Source organism: Gardnerella sp. c10Ua_31 (genome assembly GCF_055700915.1).
Genome location: NZ_JANUYG010000002.1, coordinates 419716 through 432498 on the forward strand (window position 1 = coordinate 419716; position 12783 = coordinate 432498).

Annotated in this window: 12 protein-coding genes; 11 read left to right on the forward strand and 1 reads right to left on the reverse strand. The window is 42.5% G+C overall.

Features of this window, described 5'->3' with window-relative positions:
• Nucleotides 1-96 precede the first annotated feature (96 nt).
• The 7 genes from NYP55_RS04295 to fbaA all read left to right on the forward strand — a co-directional run bounded on the left by NYP55_RS04295 (nt 97) and on the right by fbaA (nt 7539).
• Nucleotides 97-1068 carry a GNAT family N-acetyltransferase gene (locus NYP55_RS04295; protein ID WP_346284234.1) on the forward strand — a complete coding sequence of 324 codons (972 nt, stop codon included), beginning with the start codon at nt 97-99 and terminating at the stop codon, nt 1066-1068.
• On the forward strand, nt 1065-1379 hold the full coding sequence (locus NYP55_RS04300) for a DUF2469 domain-containing protein (RefSeq protein WP_004105898.1): 315 nt from the start codon (nt 1065-1067) through the stop codon (nt 1377-1379). Before NYP55_RS04295 ends, NYP55_RS04300 begins: the two co-directional genes overlap by 4 nt.
• A gap of 102 nt (nt 1380-1481) precedes the next feature.
• Nucleotides 1482-3101, forward strand: a complete 1620-nt coding sequence (locus tag NYP55_RS04305; protein ID WP_004132294.1) for an NAD(P)/FAD-dependent oxidoreductase — start codon at nt 1482-1484, stop codon at nt 3099-3101.
• 206 nt (nt 3102-3307) lie between these two features.
• A complete protein-coding gene (rho, locus tag NYP55_RS04310) occupies nt 3308-5221 on the forward strand; it encodes a transcription termination factor Rho (protein ID WP_346284166.1) in 1914 nt (637 codons plus the stop codon).
• Between the two features lie 303 nt (nt 5222-5524).
• Nucleotides 5525-6022 (forward strand): Lrp/AsnC family transcriptional regulator, encoded by a 498-nt coding sequence (locus NYP55_RS04315; protein WP_004132301.1) that lies wholly within the window; start codon nt 5525-5527, stop codon nt 6020-6022.
• Nucleotides 6023-6029: 7 nt separating this feature from the next.
• The gene (locus NYP55_RS04320) at nt 6030-6407 is read left to right on the forward strand and encodes a chorismate mutase (RefSeq protein WP_346284233.1); all 378 of its coding nucleotides are present in this window, start codon (nt 6030-6032) and stop codon (nt 6405-6407) included.
• A 76-nt stretch (nt 6408-6483) separates the two neighbouring features.
• Nucleotides 6484-7539 (forward strand): class II fructose-bisphosphate aldolase, encoded by a 1056-nt coding sequence (gene fbaA, locus NYP55_RS04325; RefSeq protein ID WP_016636068.1) that lies wholly within the window; start codon nt 6484-6486, stop codon nt 7537-7539.
• Between the two features lie 95 nt (nt 7540-7634).
• Here the strand turns inward: fbaA and NYP55_RS04330 are convergent, their stop codons facing one another.
• On the reverse strand, nt 7635-8588 hold the full coding sequence (locus NYP55_RS04330; protein WP_020758905.1) for an Abi family protein: 954 nt from the start codon (nt 8586-8588) through the stop codon (nt 7635-7637).
• Nucleotides 8589-8897: 309 nt separating this feature from the next.
• Between NYP55_RS04330 and NYP55_RS04335 the strand changes: the two genes are divergently transcribed.
• From NYP55_RS04335 to NYP55_RS04350, 4 genes are all read left to right on the forward strand, one after another.
• Nucleotides 8898-10199: an adenylosuccinate synthase gene (locus NYP55_RS04335; RefSeq protein ID WP_116689899.1), complete on the forward strand. Its 1302-nt coding sequence runs from the start codon at nt 8898-8900 to the stop codon at nt 10197-10199.
• A 66-nt stretch (nt 10200-10265) separates the two neighbouring features.
• A complete protein-coding gene (locus tag NYP55_RS04340) occupies nt 10266-10823 on the forward strand; it encodes a fluoride efflux transporter FluC (protein ID WP_415680882.1) in 558 nt (185 codons plus the stop codon).
• Complete coding sequence (locus tag NYP55_RS04345) at nt 10820-11239, forward strand: fluoride efflux transporter FluC (protein WP_018632995.1); 420 nt, start codon at nt 10820-10822, stop codon at nt 11237-11239. Before NYP55_RS04340 ends, NYP55_RS04345 begins: the two co-directional genes overlap by 4 nt.
• Nucleotides 11240-11370: 131 nt before the next feature.
• Nucleotides 11371-12729 (forward strand): ClC family H(+)/Cl(-) exchange transporter, encoded by a 1359-nt coding sequence (locus tag NYP55_RS04350; protein ID WP_018632993.1) that lies wholly within the window; start codon nt 11371-11373, stop codon nt 12727-12729.
• The last annotated feature ends 54 nt before the right edge of the window (nt 12730-12783 follow it).

The window sequence follows — 12783 nt, forward strand, 5'->3', positions numbered from 1 at the left end:
AAAAAGTGCGATTTTATAACGCGGTTTTTTTACTGCTCTTGTAACGCTTTTTGTAAGCTTTGTAACACGTAAGTCGATTGTATGAAAAAGGTGAATATGCAAGGATTCAATGCTGATTCTACAAGCCACCGCGAGTTGCCAGAAAATATTACGATTCCACCAATCCGCGGCGAAATGGCGCGTCTTAGGCCAGCAACAATCGAAGATTTGGTGCAAATGGACGCATTGCATGCTTTTGATGGAGCTGCCGTTATAACAGGCAAAGATTCGCAATCGGAGCGCGCGATGGTTCGCGCTTGGGTAAATCGTTCTGTGCAATGGTCTTCGGCTGGAATCAATGAAGCAAAATCTAATCATGATGCCGCCTCTGGCGACGCTCAATCGCGCCCAACAATCGCATGGTCAATTGTGCCAGATTTTATTGATGACTCCGAAAACATCAATGGAAATATTATTGGAATGATATTTTTGATTGACATTGACGGTTGGTCTAAATCCGCTAGGATTCAAGTGATTCTAGGACGCGATTATAGGGGTCGTGGATATTCTAGAGACGCAATGCCTAGAGTTATGACTTACGGTTTTGCACCAAGCGAGGTTGGCCTTGCTTTGCACAGAATTTGGGTTGGCGTTCCTGCAACAAACACGCGCTCGCTTTCCGTGTACCAGTCGCTTGGCTTTATGAAAACGGGAACAGCTCGCGATGCACTTTGGGATTCTCAAAGCCAAAAGTATCAAGATTTTGTTGTAATGGACACTCTTGTAGACGAGTACGATGCGATTCGCTCGCTAGACGCTTTTGGACTACACGTTATTGAAGATAATCCTGGAGTTTGCGAGGCTTTAAGCGCGCACGAACATTCGATTGCAATCCCAGTTAAAAATGGCGATTCGCGCAAGTCGCAAGCAACCGAACAAGCCGAGTCTAGTGTTAAGCAGACAGGCGATTCCTCTAAGCGCGCATGGTGGCGTATTATAGGACGAGGCCGCAAGCGTGCTCAAGAAGACGACGCAGCGAATAAAGCTGCATCAAATACGCAAATCACGCCAACGGAAGGGAAGCAATGAGCGCCGAAGACCTCGACAATTACGAAACAGACGCCGAACTTGCGTTATACAAGGAATATCGTGACGTTATTAAGCTTTTTACGTACGTTGTAGAAACAGAGCGCCGATTTTACTTGGCAAATAAGGTTGATTTTAACGTGCGCTCCGCAGGTCAAGACGTGTACTTTGACGTTCAATTAACAGACGCTTGGGTGTGGGATGTTTACCGACCTTCGCGATTTGTAAAAAACGTTAGAATCGTTACTTTCAAAGACGTAAACGTGGAGGAAGTTCAAAAAACGGATATCGATATTCCAGAATCTATCGCGTGATAAGAGTATGCTAGTAAAGCTACGTTTAGATTTTAATACAGATACGTGCTTGCAATTTTGCGTTTTTGACTTTATAAAGCGGTTTTTAGTTATGGAGGAAAATTGGCTGATACACAATCCCAGAAACAATCTGTAGTGATTATTGGTGGCGGTCCGGCAGGGTTGACGGCAGCTTGGGAGCTTGTAAAAGATGGCGGCTCTAGCCGCTACGATGTGACTGTTCTTGAGGCAACCAGCGAGTTTGGTGGCATTTCTCGCACCGTAAAATACAACGGAAACCGCATGGATATTGGCGGACACCGATTCTTCTCTAAAGACGATCGCATTATGCAATGGTGGCGAGATATGTTACCTCTTCAGGGCGCTCCTTCTTACGACGATAAGAAGCTTGGCAGGCATCACGATTTAGAGGCTGGAGGCCCAGACCCAGAAATCGAAGATGAAGTTATGCTTAAGCGTCATCGTGTTTCTAGAATCTTCTGGAATCATCATTTCTTCGACTACCCTATTTCTCTTTCGGCATCCACCTTGCGATCTATGGGCTTTGTGCTAACAATGAAGGTTGGTTTTAGCTACCTTTGGTCCATGATTCACAAGTTGCCAGAAACAAACCTCGAAAACTTCTACATTAATCGCTTTGGCAAAAAGTTGTATTCCATGTTCTTTGAGGGCTACACCGAGAAGCTTTGGGGAAGGCATCCAAGCCAGATTTCTGCCGATTGGGGCGCTCAGCGCGTTAAAGGCTTGAGCATTGTTGAAGTTTTGAAGAACGCTATTTCTAAGCTTATGCCTAAGAATAATGCAAGTCAGAAAGAAGTTGAGACTTCTTTAATTGAAGAATTTTGGTATCCTAAGCTTGGTCCAGGTCAGCTTTGGGAGACCGTTGAACGCCGCTGCCGCGAAAATGGAGCCACTGTTTTAACAGGATCTAAAGTTGTTGCCGTAAAGCAAGCGGATGGCAAGATTTGCAGTGTTGTTGTTGAAAATCAAAATGGCGAACGCAGTGAGCTTCGTGCAGATCAGTTTATTTCGTCTATGCCAATTAAAGATTTGGTTGCATCTATTGAGCAAGGCGCGAATGGCGATGCAAATGCAGAAGTTCCACAAGACTTGCAAAAAGTTGCAGCAGGCTTGCCTTACCGCGATTTTGTAACTGTTGGCTTGCTTGTTAAGCGCATGCGTTTGCGCAACACTACAGATATTCCAACGCTTGGCAACCCTCCTATTGTGCCAGATTGCTGGATTTACGTTCAAGACCCTGGCTACAAGGTCGGACGCTTGCAAATCTTTAACAACTGGAGCCCATACCTTGTTAAAGATGTTGATAATACCGTTTGGATTGGCCTTGAATACTTCTGCAGCGAAGGCGACGATTTTTGGAATATGAGCGACGAAGAAGCTCGCAAAAACGCAATTGACGAGTTGATTCGCATGCAAGTTATTGACAGCGAAGACGACGTTTTAGATGCTCATCGCGAACGCGTTCCAAAGGCCTACCCTGCTTACTTTGATACTTACGCTCAAATGCCTGATCTTGTTAAGTACTTAGACGGTTTTGGCAACTTGTATTGTGTTGGTAGAAATGGCCAGCATCGCTACAATAACCAGGATCACTCAATGGCAACTGCTATCGAAGCTGTTCAAAACATCAATAGTGGTAAGAAGTCTAAAGATAACGTTTGGTCTGTTAATACCGAAAAATCGTATCACGAAAAGAAGTAGCGTCTGTAGCGTATTCGCGTATATCGCACATATAGTGCATACCCTGCCGCGCGTGTTGTTGTGAGTCTTACGAGTGTAGTAGCATACATTTATCAGCGACTAATACACATTGATATGTGTTTGTCGTTATATTCACAACGGATTTTCCGTAATCTTCCACGTAAAGCTCCAAGCAATCTATCTTGGAGTTAGGGAAAGGCATAACTGTGGCAACAAGCCAAAATCTTGATGATATGAAGCTTTCGGAGCTTAAGGATCTTGCGAAGCAAATGGGTCTACGCGGTACGTCTACAATGCGCAAGCCAGATTTGGTTGCTACGCTAACTGCTGCGCGCAATGGTGGGGATGCTCCAGCTGGTGTTAGCGTTCATGTTCCTAAAAGCACTTTACGAATAAATCGTGTTTCTCAAAGCGACGACGAAACGCAAAACAATTCATCTTCTTTTGAACTCCGCTCGAGCATTGACACGAATCGCGATTTTAATGATTCTTCTGATTCAAGCGATGCAAATAGTGGGACGCGTAATCGCAATTTTGCGCGCGAAAATCAGACTCATCGATATCGCAAAGAAGGCTCTGCAAATGTTACGAGAGAAGATAACGCTCGTACAAATGCAAGCGTAAACGCTGAGCAAAATAATGGTAGTAATTTTGCTAAAACAGACGAAGTGGATGCTAATTTAGATCAGATTCTTGCCACTTTGCCAAGCGAAAAGTCTTCTGCTCCAAACGCTAACCGCAACTCGGAATCGCGCAGAATGCGTATGTCTACTCGCTCTAGCGAAGAAAATGATTACACTTCTAAAGCAGACAGATCTGATAGATTCCAGCGCAGAACGCGACGCACTAGAGACGACTACGATTCTAAAGCGGAACGTACTGAACGTGCGGAACGCTCCGAGATTCGTGAAGAGCACGAGATTCACGAGCAAGCTCCACGTCGCGAAGAGCCAAAAGAAGAGCTTGTTCCAGTTGCTGGCATTGTAGACGTGCTTGAATCTTACGCATTTGTGCGTACTTCTGGCTATTTGCCTGGCCCAAATGACGTTTATGTTTCTATGAGCCAAATCAAAAAGTACGGCTTACGCAAGGGAGATGCGGTTCAAGGCTCTATTCGCGCTCCTCGCGAGGGAGATCGCAGGAATCAGCGTCAAAAGTTCGTTCCTTTGCAAAGTGTTGACAGCATTAACGGCATGAGCGTAGAAGAGTCTCAAAATCGCCCACAATTTGCTAAGCTCACACCTTTGTATCCGCATGAACGCTTAAAGCAAGAGACTACGCCAAATCGCATGCTTGGCAGAATCATTGATCTTGTGGCGCCTATTGGAAAGGGTCAGCGTGGTTTGATTGTTTCGCCTCCTAAGGCTGGTAAAACAATCACTTTGCAAAATATTGCTAACGCAATTGCTGTTAACAATCCAGAAGTACATTTGATGGTTGTTCTTGTAGACGAACGCCCAGAAGAAGTTACAGACATGGAGCGCACTGTTCAGGGCGAGGTTATTTCTTCTACATTCGACCGCCCAGCATCAGACCACACTACTGTTGCAGAGCTTGCGATTGAGCGCGCTAAGAGGCTTGTAGAGCTTGGCCAAGATGTTGTTGTTCTTCTTGATTCCATGACTCGCCTTGCTCGCGCATACAATATTGCTGCTCCTGCTTCTGGCCGTATTCTTTCTGGCGGCGTAGACGCTCAAGCGCTTTACCCTCCTAAGAAGTTCTTTGGCGCAGCACGAAACATCGAAAATGGCGGCTCTTTGACTATTATTTCTTCTGCTTTGGTGGAAACTGGTTCAAAGATGGATGAAGTTATTTTCGAAGAGTTTAAGGGCACTGGAAACATGGAGCTTCGTTTGAGCCGCGATTTGGCAGATAAGCGACTGTTCCCAGCTGTAGACATTAATTCTTCTGGCACGCGCCGCGAAGAGTTGATTACTCCTGCTCAAGAGTTGCCGATTATTTATCGCTTGAGGCGATTGTTCGGCGGACTAGAGCCAGAACAGGCTTATCAGACTTTGGTTCCGCGCTTAAAGAAGACAGCTTCTAATCGCGATTTTCTTGCGGCTATTGTTCAGCAAGCCAACAATTCTACAAATGGCGGAGCAGGCGCAATCGCGTAAAGTTTGCGCGTAAAATTTACATATAAAATAAAAATCTAAATTAAATGCCTCTTGATTTAATAATCGGGAGGCATTTTTAATAATCTCATACATAAAACATACAAAAACATACAAAAAATGGAATGGTCAAAAGTTTATATATGTAAACATGTGTTAAATAATGTGAAAAACCGTGATTTTTTATCTAATTTTGTTCTTTTTCATTAAAAAATACGATACGATTGAAGAGACTGCAGGGGGCGCAGCTAAAGTCGAAAAAGCAAAATAAAGATTTTGGTGGCGCTGTATGAGGATGGAGATCGCATGACGGGAAACTCTCATAGGATTGAAAATAATATTCCTTCTGGCTTAGAAACCAGCGCGAGCACAGTTGCTCCGATAGATTCTACGGATGCAATTATTGTAGATATTCTTGAGCACGATGGCCGTGCAACATTAACCAAGCTAGCTAAAGCTTCTGGACTGTCTGTTTCCGCTGTGCAATCCAGAGTTCAAAAGCTCGAGCGCAAAGGAATCATAACTGGATATCGCGCTTTGATTGACTACGAGCGCAGAGGCTTGCCAGTAAGCGCATTCGTGGCGGTTACGCCTCTTGATTTTGAGCAAGAAGCTTCCGTTCCAACCAAGTTGAAAGACATTGACGGCATTGAAGCGTGCTATTCGATTACTGGAAGCCCAAGCTTTATGCTTGTTGTTCGCGTTGCAACTCCTAGCAAGCTAGAAGAACTAATCAACACAATTCATCGTGTTGTTCCAGTTAGCACAGAAACAACAATGGTTTTGCAAACTTATTTTGACTAAAAATAGCATGTTCAACTTTTCTAAAGAGTCGATTGACGCACGCGAACATTTTAATGAATCGCATTGCAACGATTGCAGTGATTATAGTGATTGCAACGATTCAATGAATGAGATTTTTGCGCTGCGTCAGTCGATTGACAATATTGACAATGCAATTGTTTCGCTTCTAGCAGAGCGCTTTAAAGTTACGGAAAAAGTCGGAGAAATAAAAGCTCGCGCAAATCTTGCTACAGAAGATAAGTCTAGGGAAAATCGCCAGGCGAATCGACTTAAAAAAATTGCTGAAGAATCTGGATTAAAAGAAGAAATCGCGCTAGAGTATCTACATTTTGTAGTAGCGGCGGCAAAAAAACGCCATCAAGAAATCAAAAATAGTCAAAAATAAATACAAATTTAATCAAAAATAGTAAAAAATATAGCAAAATATAAAAAATATGCGCGCTTAGAGTCATAATAAAAATATGACTATTGCAACCGTTGAACGTTACGCACAAATGCTTGATGCAGCCAGCAAAGGTGGATACGCCTACCCTGCGATTAACGTTACTAGCACACAGACCTTAAACGCAGCACTACAAGGATTTGCCGAAGCTCAAAGCGACGGAATTATTCAAGTATCTGTTGGCGGATCCGCGTATTTTTCTGGCCAGTGCGTAAATAATCGCGTTGTTGGATCAATCGCATTTGCGCAATTCGCGCATCAAGTTGCTGCACAATACCCAAACATTACGGTTGCATTGCACACAGATCATTGTGCAGAAGCCTATTTAGACGATTGGATTAGGCCACTTTTAGCTTATGAAGCAGATCAAGTTGCAAATGGCAAAGAGCCGATTTTTCAGTCGCATATGTGGGATGGCTCCACAGTTAAGCTTGAGCACAATCTAGACATTGCAGAAGAATTACTGGAAGAGTCTGCAAAAGCACGCACGATTTTAGAGATTGAAATTGGCGCAGTTGGCGGCGAAGAAGACGGCCACAGAGCAGATATTGACGAAAAGCTGTACTCCACTCCCCAAGATGCTATGCGCGTTGTTGAGCGATTAGGTTTAGAGGACCGCGCAAAATACATGGCCGCTTTTACGTTTGGAAACGTTCATGGAGCTTACAAGCCAGGCGTCGTTAAGCTTAGGCCGCAATTACTAGACAATATTCAAAGCGCTGTATACAACAAGTACAAGCTTGATTTGTGTAATCGCAAGTTTGGCGTGCCAACAAAACCATTCTTGCTAGTGTTCCATGGCGGGTCTGGCTCTACAGCCGAAGAAATTGCGCAAGCTGTAAAATATGGCGTTGTAAAAATGAATATTGACACAGATACGCAATACGCTTTTACGCGCGCAATCGCCGACCACATGTTCCACAACTACGATTCCGTTCTTAAAATCGACGGCGAAGTTGGCGCAAAGAAGCTTTACGACCCAAGGTCTTGGGGCAAAGAAGCAGAAAAAGCAATGGCTCAGCGTGTTGTTGAAGCATGCGTGCAGCTAGGCTCTGCTGGAAAAGCTCTAAAATAGTGTAATCGCAAATATTAGGGTTATAGTCCAAATGTGTCTATAACCCAGCTTTCTTGCTTACTCGCATAACGCATTGCATATTCTACAAATTTAAATTATCTCCAATGTAAATGGTTAAATATTCCATTTTTATATTCTTCATTTTTATTCAGAAATTCTTTTATTTCAGTCTCATAATTATGATTGTTTTCTATTTTTGATACTAAATACATTAAATTTACTAATGCTGCAGCAATAGATTTATCTGTATAACCGTTTAATAAAGAAGAATTTTTAACATCACGAATTGAAGGAGTCGATATTACAGTTTCCTTATACCATAACCTACAATGATGAGAACACAAATTACGCAAGTACACTATTGAATGGATTGATTCAGAAGATTTACGAATTTCTGTTTTTAACCCCATTGAATCAAAAAGTTTTCGCAACACATTAGTATCTTTATACAAAGAAATCATTCGTGAAATAGTATCAAATGGAAAAGCTTCAACAGCAGCCCATATTGGTATAGGTTGTTTCTTACTCTTATAATGTTTTATACAAACTTCGTTAGATTTTTCCAGCCATTTATTCATATTAGATAAAAGATTATTTATGCTTATATTAGACTTTTTAATATATGAATCTGAATTGAGGTATGTATATGCTCCTCCAGAGTTTGCAACGTGATATGCAAATCTAGATCTTAATGTTAACTCTACTTGTGCGGTACCTTTAAGAATAATTGTTCGCAATTCTTCATCCATTTTGTACGGCACAAGAAAATCAACATCTTTACTACCTGGCTTAAACTGATTATTGCCAGAAGAAGGATCGACTTGAAACACTCGAAAATACCCAGATAATCTATAGTAGTTGCAGTTATATAGCATACTTTTTAAATTATTTTCATCTGTAACTACTAATTCTCGAGTTTTCATGAGTTGAATCATATCGTCAATAGATTTTGGAGGCTTTGAATCAGCTGAAAAACAAGAAGAACCCCCAGGTTTGAGCACTGTTAGTAGGCTTAGGGGGCTGCTATTACTGGCAAGTTTAGCAGACATTTCTTACCTCCTCAATCTTCAATCTCTTCGGCGAGTCTCACTAGGAATGTAATTTATATAAATTCTAATACTAAATACGCTTTTATAGTTTGCTTTACATAAATTGTGCATAACTACATTAGGCACACTTAAAGGTTAGGAGTTGATCGCGATAGTACTCGTATTGCTTGCGTCTGGCTTCGATTTGCTCAAGCAAACTAACTCGCATCAGCATTATTTAGCATTATTCGGTATTGGCTTTGCGCTAGTCTTAACACGTAGGAATTGTGTTTATTTGGGCAATGTTAGCCCAAAAAATGGAGGTGCGGCATGCCTGGAATTGTGCTTATTGGCGCTCAATGGGGTGACGAAGGCAAAGGTAAAGCAACTGATTTAATTGGTTCTAAGGTAGATATTGTTGCGCGTTTTAATGGCGGCAATAATGCTGGCCACACTGTTGTTGTAGGAAACGAATCTTACGCATTGCACTTACTTCCTAGCGGCATAATCAGCCCAAATGTAACTCCTGTTATTGGAAACGGAGTTGTTATAGACCCAGAGGTTCTTTTTGAAGAGATTGACGCGCTAGAATCACGTGGTGTTGATTGCTCGAGGTTGCTTGTTAGCGAGTCTGCGCATGTTATTACGCCTTATCATCGCGTAATCGATAAAGTTACGGAGCGATTCCTTGGAAAGCATAAGATTGGCACAACGGGTCGCGGAATTGGACCGACTTATGCCGATAAGATTAATCGCGTTGGTATTCGCGTACACGATTTGTTTAACGCGGATCATTTGCGAGATAAAGTAGAAGCCAGCTTGCATCAAAAGAATCAAATGCTTGTTAAGCTCTACAACCAGCACCCAATTGATATTGATAACGTTACCAGCCAGCTTGTAGAGCTTGGAAAGCGCTTAAAGCCATACGTTGCCGACACTTCGCTTGTTCTAAACCAGGCAATGGAAAATGGTAAAACCGTGCTTTTTGAAGGCGGCCAGGCAACTATGCTAGACGTTGACCACGGAACATACCCATTTGTAACGTCTTCTAATCCTACAGCTGGAGGCGCTTGCACAGGTACGGGTGTTGGTCCTACTCGCATTAATCGCGTAATCGGCGTTGCTAAGGCTTATATTACGCGCGTTGGCGAAGGCCCATTCCCTACAGAGCTTTTGGACGAAAGCGGCGATTGGCTACGCGAGCAGGGTCACGAATATGGCGTAACTACTGGTCGCCCTCGCCGATGCGGATGGTTTGACTCTGTTGTTAGCCGTTATGCTACTCGCGTAAATGGCCTAACTGATATTGTTCTTACAAAGCTAGATGTTTTGACTGGCTTAAAAGAGATTCCCGTTTGCGTAGCTTACGATGTAACTTTAACTGACGGAAGCGTTGAGCGCGTAGACGAGATGCCAGTAGATCAGTCTTTGTTTGCTAGCGCTAAGCCAATTTACGAGATGCTTCCAGGCTGGAGCGAAGATATCTCTAAAGTGCACAAGTTTGAAGACTTGCCTGCAAACACTCAAAGCTACGTAAAGCGCTTGGAAGAGCTTTCCAGATGCCGCATTTCTGCAATTGGCACTGGCCCTCAGCGCGATCACATTATTAGCGTTCATTCGCTGATCGATTAATGCTATTAATGCTGACTAAATAGTTGACTAAATACATATTAAATGCGATTTAAGGCGGCTAAAAATATGAGTGTTCCGAGAAAAAATCGCCCAGACTTGCCTAAAAAGCGCCAGCATAAAACACTTGGATTAAAAATCTATTTTGTTGTTTTTATTGGCGGATTGCTTGGCGCTTTTGTGCGTAGTGAAATAGGCGTTTTTACGTACGGCATGCATTGGGATTCGGGATATTCTATGCTTTTTAGCCGCTTTACTTTTGCAACTCTTTTATCTAACGTTTTAGCATGTTTTATTCTTGCTTTAGTAAGTTCGCTTGTAGCAAATAGATTGCGCAGCAAAAATAAAGACTTAATAAAATACGGCTTTTGCACAGGATTTTGCGGCGGACTTTCAACAATGTCTACTTTTGCCTTTGAGGGCGCGCATTCCGCATTTACTGCAATGAACATTGTAGAAGTAATTGCCATTATGGCGTTGTCTATGGTTCTTGGCGTTTTAGCAGTGCTTGTTGGGAGTCTAATTGGAGATAAAATTTTTGCTTTTAAAGGCAATGGCAGCGTAAAAAATGCTGGTGATGCAAACGCCATCAATAAAATAGACGCTAACAGGGGCGGTGCAAAATGATGTCTTACGCATACGTTCTTTTTTGGCTGCCTCTTGTTTTTGCGGGACTTGGCGCCGTTCTTCGTTGCGCAATATCTGACGCAATCGGGCGCGTTTATAACCATGATTTTCCAATCGCGACTTTGCTAATCAACGCTTTTGCGTCTTTTATAATGGGCTTAGTTGTATTTTTAAGTTCTTCGATTATATACGATTTAACTTTTGCTTCGACTATTATCTACACGTGCGCATTGGGATTTTTAGGCGGATTTTCAACGTTTTCAACCGCAATCTTAGAAGTCGTAAGCCTGTTTAAGCTAAAGAAAATCAAGCTTGGACTATGTCTTTTTATTAGCGAACTAATAGTGCCATTCTTGTGCGCATTTATTGCATACGCTGGACCGTGTTTTGTAATGTTTTTACTTCTAAAGTCTTAGTTTTTAATTTTATTAATTGACGTATTTTATTTATTAATTAATGTATTTTATTAATTAACGTTTATTGTGTTATTAAAATGTTAAAATGCTTTGTGTATTTGTTTGCGATTTGATTTAAGAATAGGTTTATTGTGACTTTAAAGAACGTAGGCGGTTTTATACGCGACTTTTTGCGCGACTTTTCGGATCGCATTCTTAAAACACTTAAGCATCTTAGATGGAAGATGGTTCTTGCAGGCGTAGTTGTTGGCCTTGTTTCGGGAGCGCTTGTAGCAACTTATAGACTTGGGATTGAGTACGGAACCGATTTTGCGCGATGGATGTATGCGCGAATGCTGCAAAACATGCTTTGGATTGCGCCTTGCGTGATTTTTGCGATTGTTGCTGGATTCTTTATTGGCTGGATGAGTCGCAAAGAAAGCATGGCGTCTGGAAGCGGCATTCCACAAGTTGTTGGATACGTTCAGCGCGGTCTAAAAATGTGTTGGAACACTATTTTGCCTGTTCGATTTGTAGGCGGATTGTTGGGTTCGCTATTTGGCTTATCTCTTGGGCGCGAAGGCCCTTCGATTCAAATCGGAGCTTGCGGCGCGCAAATGATGTCTCGCATTTTTAGAAAAGGCAATAAAAACGATACGCAAGAACACTATGTTGTAACCGCTGGAGCTGCAGCTGGCTTATCTGCAGCATTTAGCGCTCCACTTTCTGGGCTTATGTTTGCTATGGAAGAAGTTCAACACGGATTGTCTTCTACAGTTCTTATGGGAGCTGCTGCTGCATCTATTTGCGCGGACTTTGTGTCTCAAACATGCTTTGGACTTCGGCCTGTTTTAGACTTTGGAAAGATTCCAGACTTGCCAATGACGCTTCATTTTTGGCTGATTCCGCTTGGCATTTTTGCGGGACTTATTGGCTCTTTAATGAACAGATCCTTGCTTGGATTACAAACGCTGTATAAGTATTTGCCAAAGTGGGCTCCCGTATCTGTAGCATGCTTAATCGCGATTCCTGTTGGCTTATATTTGCCAGAAGTTCTTGGCGGAGGCTCGAATCTTGTTAAGCTCTCTGAATATGGAAAAGCAAGCATAGCGCTTCTGTGCATTCTGTTTGTTGCAAAAATGCTATTTACTTCTACAAGCTTTGGGTGCGGAGCGCCTGGCGGAATTTTTATGCCAATTCTTGCTGTTGGAGCGCTAGCAGGCGGCGTTGCTGCGCGCGCAATAATAAGCATTCCGATTCTTGGCATTGACGCAAAGCTAATGCCAATTTTTACAGTGTGTGTTATGGCTGGCACGCTTTCGGCTTCTGTAAAAGCTCCGCTCACTTCGATTTTGCTAACTGTAGAAATGTCGGGAACAATGATTCACACTCTTCCAGTTGCTGCATCTGCTTTTATTGCGCTTCTTGTATCCGATATTTTGCACACTAAGCCAATCTATGGCGAACTTCTGGAAAGGTACATGGCTTCCAATCCAAAACTCGTGCGCTAATATGCTTATACGCTTATACAAAAATACGCTAAAACAGCAATGTGGATAACTTTT

Bases quoted from the DNA above. Each gene is read 5' to 3' on its own strand.
- NYP55_RS04335 (WP_116689899.1), top strand. From the start codon at position 8,898: ATGCCTGGAATTGTGCTTATTGGCGCTCAATGGGGTGACGAAGGCAAA.
- NYP55_RS04315 (WP_004132301.1), top strand. From the start codon at position 5,525: ATGACGGGAAACTCTCATAGGATTGAAAATAATATTCCTTCTGGCTTA.
- NYP55_RS04320 (WP_346284233.1), top strand. From the start codon at position 6,030: ATGTTCAACTTTTCTAAAGAGTCGATTGACGCACGCGAACATTTTAAT.
- NYP55_RS04295 (WP_346284234.1), top strand. From the start codon at position 97: ATGCAAGGATTCAATGCTGATTCTACAAGCCACCGCGAGTTGCCAGAA.
- NYP55_RS04345 (WP_018632995.1), top strand. From the start codon at position 10,820: ATGATGTCTTACGCATACGTTCTTTTTTGGCTGCCTCTTGTTTTTGCG.
- NYP55_RS04340 (WP_415680882.1), top strand. From the start codon at position 10,266: ATGAGTGTTCCGAGAAAAAATCGCCCAGACTTGCCTAAAAAGCGCCAG.
- fbaA (WP_016636068.1), top strand. From the start codon at position 6,484: ATGACTATTGCAACCGTTGAACGTTACGCACAAATGCTTGATGCAGCC.
- NYP55_RS04300 (WP_004105898.1), top strand. From the start codon at position 1,065: ATGAGCGCCGAAGACCTCGACAATTACGAAACAGACGCCGAACTTGCG.
- NYP55_RS04330 (WP_020758905.1), bottom strand. From the start codon at position 8,588: ATGTCTGCTAAACTTGCCAGTAATAGCAGCCCCCTAAGCCTACTAACA.